12 protein-coding genes are annotated in these 15723 nt (G+C 31.0%); all 12 read right to left on the bottom strand.

The window, feature by feature from the left end:
- Positions 1–87 precede the first annotated feature (87 nt).
- Positions 88–1098, bottom strand: a complete 1011-nt coding sequence (locus tag DP68_RS03620; protein ID WP_052085626.1) for a Coenzyme F420 hydrogenase/dehydrogenase, beta subunit C-terminal domain — start codon at positions 1096–1098, stop codon at positions 88–90.
- The gene (locus tag DP68_RS03615) at positions 1088–2278 is read right to left on the bottom strand and encodes a polysaccharide pyruvyl transferase family protein (protein WP_035306227.1); all 1191 of its coding nucleotides are present in this window, start codon (positions 2276–2278) and stop codon (positions 1088–1090) included. The genes DP68_RS03620 and DP68_RS03615 overlap by 11 nt, the downstream gene beginning before the upstream one ends.
- Before the next feature lie 2 nt (positions 2279–2280).
- A complete protein-coding gene (locus DP68_RS03610; protein ID WP_035306225.1) occupies positions 2281–3576 on the bottom strand; it encodes a hypothetical protein in 1296 nt (431 codons plus the stop codon).
- Positions 3551–4696: a glycosyltransferase family 1 protein gene (locus tag DP68_RS03605; RefSeq protein WP_035306223.1), complete on the bottom strand. Its 1146-nt coding sequence runs from the start codon at positions 4694–4696 to the stop codon at positions 3551–3553. The genes DP68_RS03610 and DP68_RS03605 overlap by 26 nt, the downstream gene beginning before the upstream one ends.
- Positions 4697–5001: 305 nt before the next feature.
- Positions 5002–6042, bottom strand: a complete 1041-nt coding sequence (locus DP68_RS03600; RefSeq protein WP_291547060.1) for a glycosyltransferase family 8 protein — start codon at positions 6040–6042, stop codon at positions 5002–5004.
- 294 nt (positions 6043–6336) lie between these two features.
- On the bottom strand, positions 6337–6999 hold the full coding sequence (locus tag DP68_RS03595) for a sugar transferase (protein WP_052085641.1): 663 nt from the start codon (positions 6997–6999) through the stop codon (positions 6337–6339).
- A gap of 596 nt (positions 7000–7595) precedes the next feature.
- On the bottom strand, positions 7596–8297 hold the full coding sequence (locus tag DP68_RS03590) for a CpsD/CapB family tyrosine-protein kinase (RefSeq protein ID WP_035306219.1): 702 nt from the start codon (positions 8295–8297) through the stop codon (positions 7596–7598).
- Between the two features lie 38 nt (positions 8298–8335).
- A complete protein-coding gene (locus tag DP68_RS03585) occupies positions 8336–9124 on the bottom strand; it encodes a CpsB/CapC family capsule biosynthesis tyrosine phosphatase (protein ID WP_035306216.1) in 789 nt (262 codons plus the stop codon).
- Positions 9125–9139: 15 nt separating this feature from the next.
- A complete protein-coding gene (locus DP68_RS03580) occupies positions 9140–9883 on the bottom strand; it encodes a Wzz/FepE/Etk N-terminal domain-containing protein (RefSeq protein ID WP_081957078.1) in 744 nt (247 codons plus the stop codon).
- A gap of 50 nt (positions 9884–9933) precedes the next feature.
- The gene (locus tag DP68_RS03575) at positions 9934–11397 is read right to left on the bottom strand and encodes a cell wall-binding repeat-containing protein (protein WP_052085625.1); all 1464 of its coding nucleotides are present in this window, start codon (positions 11395–11397) and stop codon (positions 9934–9936) included.
- Between the two features lie 105 nt (positions 11398–11502).
- The gene (locus DP68_RS03570; protein ID WP_035306214.1) at positions 11503–12645 is read right to left on the bottom strand and encodes a hypothetical protein; all 1143 of its coding nucleotides are present in this window, start codon (positions 12643–12645) and stop codon (positions 11503–11505) included.
- Positions 12646–12904: 259 nt separating this feature from the next.
- Complete coding sequence (locus DP68_RS18815) at positions 12905–15277, bottom strand: cell wall-binding repeat-containing protein (RefSeq protein WP_052085624.1); 2373 nt, start codon at positions 15275–15277, stop codon at positions 12905–12907.
- Positions 15278–15723: the final 446 nt, after the last annotated feature.

Genomic DNA, 15723 nt, shown 5'->3' with positions numbered 1-15723 from the left:
TACAATATACCAAAAATATAAACTTCTCCGTACATTTCATACTTCGTTGTAAGATTTTAAGTTATTCCAACTTTTTCAATTAAATGTTTATAATAATTTTTTTATACGTTCTAAGATTCCAAGTTTATATAATATTGGTTTTAGAAATGCTTTGATTTTGTTTTTTAGTTTTGGTGGTAGATACTTATTTATTAATCTCTTATAATCTAGTTTATCTAAATCAAAATAAAAGTCATTTCTAAGTTTATTAGGAGTAGCCGCCTGATCAACCATGATCCCATCTAATTTTACCAACACAGTTGAATCATATTCTTGCTTACGCAAATCAGTAATCTTGTTAAATATCTCCTGACCCTTTTTCGTATTGATTAAAACTGATGTAGTTCCCTTATCATCATCAAAATCTGCAGAAATCTCCCCAATGCTCCAACAATCAAATATTGTAAAATCAGAATAATGATTTCTTCCTTTGACTCCGCACTTATAGCAAGATTGCCTACTAAGAATCTCATTTACAAATAGAGCTAGCATAGAATCTGATTCATGCCCTTTTCTATAAACTTTGCCATTAGAAAATTTTAATTGCATTGAAGGACTTGAAAAACCTAGGCTTTTATCACGAAATTTAACATCAATGACTTTACTTTTATAATTATGTTCCTGAAATCGAATGTATTTTTTCCATACCTTAGGAGATGGAACACCTTTACACGCAACATCTACTGTAATCAAATTATACTCACCATTTCCAATAAAAGCCTTTAATCCCATTATTTGGCAAGGCGTTCCACTAAAACAAACAGAATAATTCTTGGATAATAGTTTTTTTACCATTCTAAAACAATCTCCTAAGTCACTTTGTACATACTTAGAACCACGGAGTTTGTACAAATCTTCTCGCTTATCTACCATAATGTGCCTAACACAATTATCATTATCTATTGTTGCGCCAAAAACTACCCCATTATTATTAATCACAAATTCAGCAATTGCAGTAAATGCACCACCTGAAGTGCTCTCATATTGGATATTGTTATCAAAATGCTGTACTACATATCCTATCTTTTTATATAAATATCCTCTTTCATCAACTTCCATTTTCTGCCTCCACATTAGATAATTGAGCTTTTAAATACGATGTTGATTTTTCAATCAGCCTTTTAAGTTTATTTTCAACTAAGTTATAATCGATATCATCAGAAATCAACGATAATGCCTCAGCTTTAACTTCAGTATCACTCATTTTTCTAGAAGTTAAGCATAAACTATCAAGCAAAGTATCAATTCTTGAATTTGTAGATCCTTTTGATTTATTTACATGCCTACTAAAAGTTAAAAACTTTTTATTATATAGAATTGAAAATATGGTTCCATGAAATGAATCTGTACATATATATTCAGCATTTTTAATCAATCCTAAAAATTCCGAAGGTCCAACATCAAATAACTTATAGTCACCAAAATCAAAATCTTCTTCCACAATTTCATCCATATAAGGTAATGTAATAATTTTGAATCCTGTTTGTCTTTTTAATTTTTCTGCAAATTCACGATGAAATTTATTGTTTCCGAGAAAATAGCAAAAAATATATTTTTCATCTAACATATTCGGCTGTCTAGCAATAGTGTCCCAATGAGATTTCGGTAATAATAATGTTGGATCTAATACCACAGGTACATCTTTACCAGTAAATTGTTTAACTATTAACGCTCCTGAATTTTCCCGTACAGAAATTGAATTAATCTTACTAAGATATTTACATGTTGCTTTTTGTTGAATCTTAGGTATATAAGAAACGCCAAAACTTGCAGCATAAGTTATTTTATATTTGTTATGCGGTATCCATTCCATGGTATAATAATGACTACCTAAATTTATGGGATGCCATACTTGATCACTCCCCAAAACAAAAGCTGAAAAATCATCAGCATATTTTTTTAAGTTGTCAATACCTATATAATGACTTGAACAGTTAAAATTATTTTGAACAAACTTATCAAACTTTAAATTTCTTTGTAAAATTAATTTATTTAATTCTTTATTTTTAAATTTCAAATACAATTTCTTATGAACACCTTTATATTTCATAAGTACAACTTCTTTAATCATAAGCTGTGGTAAATACTCCATATATTGCTTGAGTCCTCTATCCTTATTATAATAAATACTTACTGCGTTATATCCCAGATTTTGTATTGCTTTTTCCATTGCATATGATTGCAATACACTACCATAATTCTTTATTTGAAAACAGTTCAGAACTCCAATCTTTAACATAATTATCTCTCACTTTCCCTATAAATAATTGGTTTCAACATTTTAGGTCCGCTAATTTTTCTACATAAAAAGTATATAAATGGTATAAAATATAGAATGGCTGTTTCTATATATGATAGTCCATACCAAACAAATCTAAAAGATGCAACCATTAAAAAAATGTATAGATAATACCTATATGCAGAACTTTTTCTTACAATTTTATATAAGATAAACATATATATATTGGTAACAATCAAAACTCCAATAAAACCAAAGTTAATAACAGGTTCCGTTAAAATATATTCTCCTCCTGGCGTACCGTATAAAGTTTTTATTATACCTCCAGCCCTTAACGGTGTATCAAACATTGGTATAGCCCCTTGTATATATGTTATATACGATCTTCCTTGTAACAATCCATAGTCTTCTACATATTTTGTACTACTATGAAAAACATATCCTATATCAGATGCTGTATTTTGTGACACTATATGCTTTAATAACATAGATAAATCTATTGAAATATTCCCTGCTCTTACTTCTCCTATGTATACCAAAAATCCAAAAATTATGAATATCATTATTCCATATCTCATAATAAATTTTGCATTAATTTTTAAATTCTTTTTTATTGCAAATAAAGATATAAATGCAAAGCAGAAACCAACTATATCTACTCGCTCATAATGAGCTAGAAACCAAAATACTATAAATACTAACGATATTTTGATAAACATGCTATCTTGAATTCTTGTTACTGCAAAAATAAGTGCAACTATAGCCAAATGATTCCATCCATTTCCTGGAAGCAGTGATTGAAATCTAGTTGAGCTGTCAAAGGTAAATATCATTTGTGGGAATGCAATTATAACAGCAATGATTGCAATAATTGCACATGTATTAGCTGCAATCCTATTTATCCAATAATGTCTTTTTAATAATATCTTTTCATAGTCCAAGAATTTAGTTAATGTAATCCAAATATAAATAGAGAAATTAAACATAAGATTATATATTAGCATCTCACTATAGTTAAGATCTTTTACATGAGCTAAGATACCATATGCTTGTCCTGTTTGATAATAGAAAAACAAGTTAATTAAAACATAGTTTGATATAACAACTACTAATGTAACTAATGAAAACTGACATTCAGAAATAATTGCTAGTACCAAAACCATATTTGCCCAGAATATTATATTGGGGTTGCAATTTGAGAATATATATAAAGTAAAAAAAATTAAAATTATAAACATACATTTTAATATTGTTAATATTGGCGTAGCCATATTATCTTTTTTTATTTTTAGCACCATATCTTCCTCTTATATCAACTAATTTTTTATATAAATCACTTAATTTCTTACTTTCAACCAAAATATCATACCCGGCATTGGTTAAAGCTTCTTTGTAATAAGTTGTTTTGTTGTCATTGGGAGATAACATCCTATCTACCCATAGTGAATTGTTTTGAGTCAATGGAACAAACTCCACCAAATCCGTAATCTTAGCTGTATGTGCTACTGTATCACTAAAAATACATCTTAATCCTGCTGCTTGAGCCTCAAGGCTTACAACTGGAAGCCCTTCAAAAAGTGAAGGAAGAACAAAAATATCCATAGCTCTATACATTGGTACCATTTTACTAATTGTACCGATAAATTTGATTTTACTATTTAAATTAAGTTGATTGCCTAATTCTTTGATGTTATTCTCTAATTCACCTGTACCAACCAGTAATAAAACAGCATCTTCTCTAATTTTTACAACGTCATTAAATATTTCAATTAATCGCTTATGATTCTTCTGTTCTGTGAAACGACCAACATGGCCTATAACAAAATTATTAGAAACTCCTAAATCTTCTCTTACTAATTTTCTATGTTTTTCATCTGGTGCATATTCATCAAGGTTTATTGCATTATTGATTATAGTAATTTTATCTTTCTGCATTCTTTTCTTGCCATATAAATACTCACCAGCTTCATGTCCACAAGCGAAAAACTCATTAGAAAACATAATAATCAACATCTTGCAAAAATTTGCAAAAATGCTGTAATAAAAACTTTTGTTTTTCTCAGCTATATGTGAATGACTTATTCTTATTTTGGCACCACATATATATCCTACGAACATTGGGAAGAAATTCATCAAATTCATATGTGAGTGAATAATATGTGGTTTGTATTTTCTAATAAGTTTATAGCTTTCAAATAAGTTTTTAACTGGATTTTTTTCCTTTGAAGTTACTCTAAATGTTTTACATCCTGCATTTTCAATTTTTTCAATGCAAACTTTAATTGGATCATGCTGATACACAACTATAAACTCAAATTCATCTTTATCCATATATGAACAATAATTTACTAACATCTGTTCAACTCCACCAGATACTAATCCTGAAACAAAATGCATAACTACTATTTTTTCAGACACATTACACCTACTTTCTACTTACATTCAGCACCGTTTTATCTAAATTAGTTTATCAGTTTCTTTCCTACTACTGTACTTTACATGTATTTATCAAACATCATTATTGCTTATATAGATATTTACGATTGTAATTATCTATACCTCAAGAGTACTGAAAGCGTCGCTTTTTATTATTCTATACATCTTATTTTTTATAAAGATATCACAGTACAAATTACATAATACTGACCTATGATGAGAATTAATCTGGATTTATCTAATTTGATTCTCCTAATTTATATCTTTCTTGTATTTTTCTAATGCATTCATTCCTTCCAATGAATATTATACTTAGCCTTAATCAACAATGGTCTACCATATGCTTGTAGTAATCCAGATAATCTAACTGATACATTAATAGGTAGTTTCTTATACAACCTTAAGTAGATTTCCTTCCATCCTTGATTAACCTTATAAATTCTTAACTTCTCATCCTTCCATGGACTCATATTTTTATACTCAATCCACTTTTCTGCATATGGATGCTTACTTCCCTCATTCCAAGCTCGCCTAGAAAGAAAACTTGTTGTAAAATGAACAATTACAGGATTATCTCTAGCATTCTCTATTTCACTTTTACTGTAATAGTAAGGTGATTTACGGTATATCATCATGTCTTCATAAGTAAAATCATAAAAAAGTGTTATAGCATTAAACTTCGGATGTATTAATAACGTTTCTTTACTAAGAATAGCCCCTAATGCTCCTTGATCACCTTGCGGAATAAGACCATTATACTTATTTATTAAACTTAATAATCTATCTTCAACATTATTTAACTTCCATTTCTGAAAGTTAATAAGCATAACACCTGAATTGAAAAGAACATCATTTTTCTCTAAACCAAGATTCTTTCTATATAGAATACTAAATGGATCGAGCAATGCTGCAATTGTCTTACCTTTAAAATCCATATTCCACAATTCTGAGATTGATTTATTAACAATAATATCACAATCAAGGTACAAAACCCTATCTAAATCTTCTGGAAGAACTCTTGAAATAAATAGTCTTGCAAACTGGCTGATAGAACCTCTATCTTGCCTGACCTCAATACCAAGAACATCATTTATATTTATAGCTGGAATCCATACGGGAAGTTCACGGTTGTATGTTCTAAACACCATTTCAACTCGCTGTTTATTCTCATCATTTATACCACTGTCTAATATGTAAATTATAATTTCTGACACATCCTTATTATTCTGAAATAAGGACAAAATGGACACGCCCATAATTTCGGCAAAATTGTCATCGCTAGCATAAACGATATGCATTTTACTCTTATAATCTCTTGATTGCACCATTACACAACTCCACTTTTCTTAAAATTCTTATCATTTTATTAAGTATTTAATATGATATTGCACGTAAAACTGCTATGTCTTTATGAAATAACTTTGCCATCTCTCTTGTAATACTTTATTACTATGACTTTATCACTTATAATTTCATTTTACTACATATGACTTCATTAACTTTTCACTTTATCTGTATTCTAAGTAGAACTAGAAACATTGTCTTATTTTCAACATTCGCTAATATCAATATAGTCACCCTATTTTAAACTATTGTTTTAAAGTATATATCATATTTATTTTTTAGCTTGCATTCTCATCCCCAAACAGCACGCCGAAGGTTTTAAGTATTAGTTTTATATCCGTTAAGGTGTTTCTTTCCTCTACGTATTTAATGTCTAGTTCCATCCATTCTTCAAAGCCTATTTTGTTTCTGCCGCTTACCTGCCAGTAGCAAGTTAGTCCTGGTTTAGCTATAAGTCTTAACTTTTGACGCTTTGTAAACTTCATAACTTCCTTTGGAAGGCTTGGTCTTGGGCCTACTAAAGACATGTCCCCTTTTAACACATTAAATAGCTGTGGAAGTTCATCTATGCTTGTCTTTCTTATAAACTTTCCTGCTTTTGTGATTCTTGGATCTTCCTTTATCTTAAACATTGGACCTGTCATTTCATTTTTTTCTTGAAGCTTGTCTAAAAGTTCCTCAGCATTTATTACCATGGAACGAAACTTGTACATTTTAAATATCTTGCCCTTTTCTCCTACTCTTTCTTGAGAAAATACTATAGGGCCTTTAGATTCAAACTTAATACATATTGCTGTAATTAACATTATGGGAGACATAAGAACTAACCCAGCTAAGGCACTAATTATGTCTATTGTCCTTTTTATAAAAAAATAAGTTCTACTTTTATCATATTGTTTTGAATAAGTCCGTGGTACTTCTATTTCCTTTGGAAATAACATATCTTCGTTTGTTTCAATTTCTCTTTCAAGCCTTACCTCTTGCATCCTTACTCCCCCTTCTACCCTTTATTATACATTTTAATTCGTTAACAAATCATTAATAAATAGTTAACAGCATAGTTATTATATAACAATTTGCTAATGCCCTTAAACCGTGATTATTTAGACTCCTTGGTAAATAGGTCAGAAATACTCGGTTTAACTTAAGATACCTGTCACATTCTTTGCTATACTTCCATGATTTTCTAAAAAAGATGCTTATAGGGTTTTTTTTAATTTAGCTGAAAGTAGAATTAAAGCTTTTTTATCGATTATTCCAACATATGTAATAAACGTTACATTTTTTATGTATTTCATGTTTTTATTTTCAGGTTTTGGTGTAACAATTTTGAATTTAATTCCATTTTTCCTTTTGAAAACCTTCTCCTTATTAAAATATATTTAAAATATTCATGTTATTAAATAGTTATCTCGCTAAAGTAACGTAAAGTTAAATGTTTAAAAAAATTTTGCGACAGTTTTCTACAAGATAAGAGGATAAATAGAAATTCTGCAAGATTCACTTAATAACTCCTGCAGAATTTCCTATATGCCGCTTATTTATTTTTATCACTGCCATCTTCTTCTGCATAATAGCTATAGTAAGCTCCATAATATCCCTTATGAGTTGTGTCTACTTTATTTAATACTACTCCAAGCATATTAGCATCTACCTTTTCTAATAGCTCCTTTGCTTTTATAGCTGCGTCTCTATCTGCCTGCTGTGATGCTATTACAAGTATACAGCCATCTGCATGTCTCGACAATAGCTGAGCATCTGTTACCGCAACTATAGGAGGGGTATCTATTATTATAGTATCATATTTTTCTTTTAAAGATTCTAAGAACTCTTTCATCGTTGCTGAAGCTAAGAGTTCTGCAGGGTTTGGTGGCTTTGTTCCTGATGTTATGATATCTAAATTTTCTTGTTCAGTACTTTGAACTGCATCATCAAATTTTATTTCCTTTGCTAAAATGTCAGATATACCTCTTTCATTAGACAGTCCAAATACTTTATGAAGCCTTGGTTTTCTTTGATCACAATCTATAATTACAGTTTTATTACCTGCTTGAGCCATAACTGCTGCAAGATTTGATGCCGTAGTAGATTTTCCTTCTCCAGGGCCCGAACTTGTAACAACTATAACCCTTATTTCCTTATCTACAGATGAAAACTTTATGTTGGTTCTAAGTGTTCTATATGATTCTGAAATAGGTGACAGTGGTTTTCTTATTGTAATAAGTTCTGAAACTTTCATCTTCTTCACTCCATTTAATTTTAAGTCGTACAACTCATTTAATTTGCATTAAAAAGCGATTTTCCTTTAAAAAAGCTAAAAATACTCTTTCTCTCTCTTATAAACCTATAATTAATTTCTATTGGTTTATCTTCTAATAAACATTTACAATTTTGTTCTATATCTTCTACAATTCTTGGTGAGATTTCATTTATTATTTTGATTCCATTTACTATACCTGGACATCTTTTATTTAGGGTATGGCAGTCTGATCCTATGAAATTTACTATTCCATGCTCTATGAATGTCACTGCAGTATCTTTAACCGCTTTTCCAAATAACCCCTTTAAACTCACTGCATTTATTTGAAAAAGATATTCCTCTTCTAAAAAGCTATTTATCAATGATGGTTTTTCTATAAAATACTTATATCTTTCAGGATGAGCTATAATTGGATTAACCCCTCTAACTCTTAACTCATATAAAATATCTAGGGCATTTTTAGGTAACTTATCCATAGGAAATTCTACAAGCATATAACTTGTATCTCCAATGCACCCTAAAAGCCCGTTTTTATAATCCTTTAAAGTGCAATCATCTAAGTACACTTCTTGCCCATGGAGTACTTTTATATTCATACGGTTTTCCTGTATAATAACATTTAATTCCTTTACCTTTTTCTTTATGCTTTCATATGAATTTTCATAATATCCCCTAGCATAATGAGGAGTTGCAACAATATAATCAAATCCCTCTTCTTCTGCAATACCTACCATCTTTAAGGATTCCTCTAATGTCTTTGCTCCATCATCTATACCATGTACTATGTGGCTATGTATATCAAACATAGAATCTCACCTCTTTTAACCTTCTACTTGCTTTGATATAACTTTTCCTACAGACGCAGCTGAATAATTCTTTTGCACTTCTTCTTCATATTTTGGAATAATTCCTATAACAGGCATACCTAAATATCTTTCAACATCTTCCTCTGTCTTTATAGTCTTGTCCATATACTCAAGCACAAAGGAAAGTCCAACAGACACCATAAGTCCTAAGAAAAAAGCTATAGCTACATTGAGAGCCTTCTTAGGCTTTATTGGGTCTTCTGGCACCTTTGCTCTATCTAGTATTTCAATGGTTCCTCCTGTTGGAAATGATACCTTGGCTTCTTCTACAAAGGCTGAAGTTATAGCATCGATTACCGCTGCTGCTTCCTTAGAATCCTTGTTTTCCGCTTTTATTTCAAGGATTTGTGTATCCTGCTGTGGTGTTACATTTACCATTTCTTGAATCTCTTTTACTGTATATCTATCACCTAATTTAGCTGATGCATTTTGAGCAACTCTTTCAGACTTTGCAATTACAGCATAGGTCTTTATAAGCTTTTGATACATTGCAACGTCATTGTTATCAAGCTTTGATTCAGTTGTTTGAGGCTTTCCTACTATTATACTTGTCCTCGCTTCAAAGGTAGGTTTTATTATAAAAAAACTTAATATTGCTGAAAGTAATGTGCATGCAATAGTTATAGCTACTATTAATTTAACTCTTTTTCTAAGCATTATAAATAAATCCCGAAGATCTAGGGTTATTTCCTCTTCCATTAACTTTATTCCTCCTTAAAAACTAAGCCGGCAAAAATCCGGCTTGTTAATTATTTAATTGATAATCTATAGGTTACACTGCTACCATTATCATCCCTTATTGTTATGGAGCTATTATTAAGCATCATAATGCTTGAGGCTGATAATCCATCTCCCTCTGTATCTAACCCCTGATCTCTTAGATATACTATTAAATCCATGTTTTTTCTATCATCCCCATAGAGTCTTTTTATTGTAGCTGCATCTACTTCTGTTCCTGCAACCTTTGCACTCTTTATATCCTTTGATGCTGATACTATTATCTGAGTAATCTTACCATTGAAGCCATCTGGCAAATCTACGATAACCTTGTCGCCATTTATAGAGGTAGGTACCTTAGTTCCATCATCAGTTTTTAAATTAACAGATTGAACTTCCACTGGATCAGACGGAACTACTACTCCGCCACCGCCTCCTGGAACTTCAGGATCTACAGGCACTTCTGGTTCTACAGGTACTTCTGGATTTTCAACTTCTGTACCTTGTCCTTTATTTGCCTTTATTTCATTTATGACACTGTTTGAAACCACAGCTTCTCCGCCTAGAGCAAATAATTTTGCTTCCTTTGTAAGATCAGAAGCGATATAACTTTTTATTTCCTTAGGTAATGCTTTATCTGTGAGTATCATAGGTGCATTCATCTTTGCAGCTAGTGCAGCTCCAGATAATGCATCTGCAAATTCATTACCCTTTGGTCCGTTTCCTAGGGCAGCAAATACATTTGCGCTGCTTAATTCACTGCTAAATTCCTTTAAAATTGCCACGTTAGTTGCAAATCTATTTTCACCATATATTCTATGGGAGTTTCCAATGTTATTTTTTAAGGTTTCACTTACAACTCCAGTTCCACCTATTATGTAAGCTTTATTTACTGTCTTTCCTTTTAGATAATTTGATGTATAGCTTGACAGATTATCCTTAGGAGTTAAAAGTATTGGCATTTCTTTAACTGCAGCTATTGGCGCCATGGAAAGTGCATCTGCATAACTTACTGAGGAAGTTAATGCTACTTCTCCTTTAAAATCCAGCTTTTCTGCAATTTTAGTTGAAGTTTCAAATCTATCTTTCCCACCAATTCTTTCTAATGCTGCACTTTTAAATGTATCTTTTATATATTTTTCAACCTTTGTAGATATGGAACCTTCTCCCCCTACAATTATTATATTTTCAGGGCTTAACCTTGTTAGCTCTTCTTCTGCTTCCTTGACTAAAGTATCTTTTGACGTTAAAAGTATTGGTGCATTGTATTTTTTTGCAAGTGGTACTGCGCAAAGGGCATCTGGAAAGTTTTCTCCTTGAGCTATTATTACATAATTTGAACTTGTCCACCCATAACTTGAAATTGCCTTTGCAGTTGCATATCTGTTGTTACCACTTAACCTTTGAAAGCTTTCTGCATCTTCTGCAGCCTTTGCTGTCATCGGTGCTAGTAATAGTGCTAGTGCCAATGCTAAAGATATTTTTTTGTTGTTCATCATAACCCTCCCATTAATTATAGATAATAATTTATGAGGAAACTTTGTTTTACAAAATTTCTACTATAATTATTAATTATTTTTTGTTAATTATCTCTGATATTGTTACATTCCTAGAAGCTGTCTTATTTGACTTACATTATTCATATCTACATTTGAAAATATAGCATTCTTTACCTGAGCCTTTTCCTGCGGAGTTAGCTTATTATATAAGCCTCTTGCAGCTGCTGCATCTCCTCCATAATTATAGTATGGATTTGAAGCCATTTTACCTGCTGTTGAAACCATTATGCCTATAGCTTGCTTTCCTACGGGCGAACTTACAGCTGACTGTGCTGCTGATAGCTGTCCCGATAATCTGGCAAGTGACGCTTTAGCTTGTGCTTGATTTTTATTTATTTCCTCTTGCTTTTTACTTGCCTCTTCTTTCACCTTTTCAACTTGCTGCTTTTTATTTCCATCTTTTATACTTTTCGATATATTATCTATATCCTTTACAATATTCTGCAATATTTCCCGGGAATTAGAGTTTATATTTTTATTTATTTTGTCTATAACTTCTTGTATCTTTTGATTTTGCTCTGCTGTTAACCCTTTTTCTTTTAATGAATTTAATTCATCCTTTAATTTGTCCAGTTCAATTTTAGCACTTTTCCCTCCATCAAACAACAAACTCGGGGAAATTTTGCTAATTTTTATATTCATTGTATTATTTCCCACATTTATATCAGCTACAAAAAATGGAAATGCCTTTTTATTTACTAATATATTATAATCCTCTATAATTATATTTTCATCTTTGAGCTTAGATTTCAACTTACTTATAACCACTGCCTTTGGCACTGTAAGCTTTCCTACTTTAAAGCTATCTGGCGAATATATTATATGTTCTCCATTTTGGGAGACACTTCCCTTTGTCCACAAAACCACTTCCATGGATTTATAAGTCACAGGTATCTTTGCTATTACCTTGTCTTCTTCTAAATCAACTTGAGGAGTTTTTATAATCACATCTCCCTTTTGTTTAGGATTTTTATAAACCATTGAAAACAATGAGTTTATTTCATCTTTTGTTAAAGCTATTGCTTTTTCTTCTTTCTCAGCAACGGTTATTTTATTTATAACACCTTCTGCTGAAGAGTTGTTTATGGTATACCCTTGTTTATTAAAAGCAAGAGCTACAAAGCCTATAACCAATAGGGCTATTATTATCAAAGTCAAAAAAAACTTTCTTAATGTTTTCACCATTACTTTATCCACCCTTAATTATGAATTATGAATTTTCAACTTACCATCTTTAATTTATCGATAATCGAAAATTTTATTTAATTAAATTTAAATTAACCTTTAAATTTAACTATTTACATTATACATTATATTTATCATAATTTTTAGTACAATTTGTCGAATTTTATTAAGGTAATTGATGTTATTAGTGGAATTAATCATTATCATAAACTAAAAAATAACTCAGGTGAGATTATCACCCGAGCTTATTTTTAATTACTTAGTTAAAGTTAACTTTCAATGTATAAGTTATAGCTTTTCCTTTAGCATCTTTTACTGTTAATTTGTAACTGTCTTCAAAATCACCATAAGTCATTCCTTCATAGTCAGTTCCAAACATTGCATCCAAGCCTGCTTTTAAATCACTACCCTTAGCATTTTCAAAGTTTACTTTTACGTTTCCTCTTTCAATGCTTTGTAATGTTAGTCCATCAACTGTCACAGCTGGTGCTGTTACGTCAAGCTTATTTGTTATCAATCTTTCTGCTACCTTAACTGCATCATTGAAATCAAATTCATCTTCTGCAATTCTAGCAGCTATAGCGTTGTAGTTTACTGAACCATCTTGATTCATATATTTTTCAGAAGCTTGTTTTGAAGCTACATATTGCATTAATGTCTTATTTCCAACTTTAATATCAACGTTACCCATAAGGTCATTTAACTTTTCTAATCTAGTTGCTGTTATCATTTCTTTTTTAGCATTAAATGTTGTTGAAAGTTTCTGTTCCTTCTTAGCTTTGTCTATAGTAACAGTCATAACTCTACTGCTATATTGTACTTCTGGATACTCTGATACTTCACCTGGGTGTTGATCTACAAATGCATTATATGCAAGTATAGCCTTACCAATTTTTTCTTTTAGCGGGTCAGTAGTTACTGTTCCACCGCCGCCACCGCCTGGTGTGCTATCTCCTGGTTTTACTGCATCTGAAGCTCCCTCTCCAGTTACGTTGTCTGGATTTGCTCCTTCAACCTTAACTTCAGTTCCAGCTGGAACATCTATTTTAGATGAATTTTTAGCCTTATCAGTCTTTATCTTTATAAGAACCTTAGTACCTGCTTCTGTTCTTAGCTGAACTGCACCGTGAACTTCTACAATTCCCATTTCTCCGTAAAGTCTTATTTTATCATCACCCTTTAAGGAGATAGTTCCTGTATAGTTTCCTAAAAATTCTACATCTTTTACATATAAGTTATCAAGTACTACAACTGTTGATCCAAGTGTATTTTTAGCATCTAATATTGCTGAAGAGAATATTTCTATATTTTTAATGTTAGAAGTTCCTTCATTAACTATTCTCACTTGGTTCTTACTTGAAATAAATAATGTGTCAGTAGTTACATTATCAAAATGTATACTTTCCTTTGCTCCAGAAAGAACTACTATTTTCTTTGCAGTAACTCCATTTAATTTTGCATTTCCTTGTGCTCCTGGATTTATAAATAAAGTACCATCAACTTTTACATTGTAAAGTTCTGCATTATTTCCTTCTAAATAAAGATTTCCTGTAACTTTCATGTCACTTAATTTTACACTTTCTTTGGAAACTACAGCATTTCCAGTTACATCTTTAGAAGCTTCTATAGTTTGTCCCTTTACCTTGTATGAGTTTATTAATGAGTCAGATAAATTAGCTGTTCCACCAATAGCTGTTAATTTAGCTGTTGGAGATAATTTCTCTTCTAAAAGTGATTTTGTAGCAACATCTGCTGCATTATTTGATATTATTACAGGATATCCACCTCTAGCAGCTATAGCTGAAGCTGTTAATGCATCTGCAAATTCTTTTCCTGTAACACCATTTGCTAATGCAAAGTATGCTTGATCAAAGTTAAAGTCAAGTGCAAAGTTTTTTACTATTTCAGAGTTAGTTTCCCATCTGTTTTTTCCACCAAGTCTTATAGCATCAGGAACTTGCCCCTTAACTTTATCACTTACGGAAGCTGTTCCACCAACTACAAAAGTTTTCTTTATTCCTTTTGCCTTTATGTAGTCAGAAGTTGCCTTTGGAAGTTCTCCTGCCTTAGTTAAAAGTACAGGTATTCCCTTTACTGCTGCTGCTGGTACTGCAGATAATGCATCTGCATAACCTTCTCCTGAAGCAAGCATAGCTTCAGAAACTGTTCCAAGCTTTTCTGCTATTTTTGCGGAAGTAGCATATCTATCTAATCCACCTATTCTTTCTACGTCAGTTGTAACATTCTTTTTAATTGCTTCTAGTATGCTATTTGGCATAACACCAGTTTCACCAATAACATATACCTTTTTAACTTTTAATCTTTTAAGTTCGCTTATAGTTTCATTTGATATTCCTTTTGAGCTAGTTAAAAGTATTGGAGCATTGTTTTTCTTTGCAAAAGGTCCTGCAGATAATGCGTCTGCATATGCTTCTCCATTTGCAACTACTGCATATTCTGATCCCTCTACCCATCCAGCTTTAGAAACTTCTACAGCTGTTAAATATCTATCCTTACCAGATAGTCTTTGGAATTCTGCATTAGCTGCGGATACTTGGTGTGCTGGAATGATTCCTGCAATAAGTGCAGTAAGTGCAGCACTAGCTAAAGCTTTGCTTGTTGTTTTCTTCATGTAAAAAAACCTCCCCTTAAAATTATAAATTATTTCATTAAATTACATTTGGTTAATTATTGAAAAATATAATTTAACATTGAACTTTGTCTGATGGTTCCAAATCATCTCATTCTTAAACTATTATACTACAATATTTACATATTTCCAAGGATTTAGGAAATAAAGCAAGTAAAATTATGGTTATTACTTTTTATTATCGAGCTTTATGTAAAATTCTTTATATCAGTTTTTTATAGCTTATATTCCAATTAGCGTGTTTCCCAACAAATTAATCATAATAAAAGCTGGATACTTACTAGCATTTATTCACTATTCTTTGTTATATCAGCTATGCACTCATGTACCACATTATAATTACATTTTGTAAATACAATTATATCACAAATAACTGCTTCAATAATTAATCACCTAAAGTTGTAGCGTGTAAATTTATGGAACATCAT

The sequence above is a fragment of the Clostridium sp. HMP27 genome (assembly GCF_000765165.1).
Classification (GTDB): Bacteria; Bacillota; Clostridia; order Clostridiales; family Clostridiaceae; genus Clostridium_AK.
Note: the sequence above shows the minus strand (reverse complement) of the source record. Positions and strands in the feature narration are given on the sequence as shown.

Excerpts from the sequence above, each read along its gene's own strand:
- DP68_RS03620 (WP_052085626.1), bottom strand. The coding sequence starts at position 1,098 with ATGGAAGTTGATGAAAGAGGATATTTATATAAAAAGATAGGATATGTA.
- DP68_RS03615 (WP_035306227.1), bottom strand. The coding sequence starts at position 2,278 with ATGTTAAAGATTGGAGTTCTGAACTGTTTTCAAATAAAGAATTATGGT.
- DP68_RS03610 (WP_035306225.1), bottom strand. The coding sequence starts at position 3,576 with ATGGTGCTAAAAATAAAAAAAGATAATATGGCTACGCCAATATTAACA.
- DP68_RS03600 (WP_291547060.1), bottom strand. The coding sequence starts at position 6,042 with ATGGTGCAATCAAGAGATTATAAGAGTAAAATGCATATCGTTTATGCT.
- DP68_RS03595 (WP_052085641.1), bottom strand. The coding sequence starts at position 6,999 with ATGTTATTTCCAAAGGAAATAGAAGTACCACGGACTTATTCAAAACAA.
- DP68_RS03590 (WP_035306219.1), bottom strand. The coding sequence starts at position 8,297 with ATGAAAGTTTCAGAACTTATTACAATAAGAAAACCACTGTCACCTATT.
- DP68_RS03585 (WP_035306216.1), bottom strand. The coding sequence starts at position 9,124 with ATGTTTGATATACATAGCCACATAGTACATGGTATAGATGATGGAGCA.
- DP68_RS03580 (WP_081957078.1), bottom strand. The coding sequence starts at position 9,883 with ATGGAAGAGGAAATAACCCTAGATCTTCGGGATTTATTTATAATGCTT.
- DP68_RS03575 (WP_052085625.1), bottom strand. The coding sequence starts at position 11,397 with ATGAACAACAAAAAAATATCTTTAGCATTGGCACTAGCACTATTACTA.
- DP68_RS03570 (WP_035306214.1), bottom strand. The coding sequence starts at position 12,645 with ATGGTGAAAACATTAAGAAAGTTTTTTTTGACTTTGATAATAATAGCC.
- DP68_RS18815 (WP_052085624.1), bottom strand. The coding sequence starts at position 15,277 with ATGAAGAAAACAACAAGCAAAGCTTTAGCTAGTGCTGCACTTACTGCA.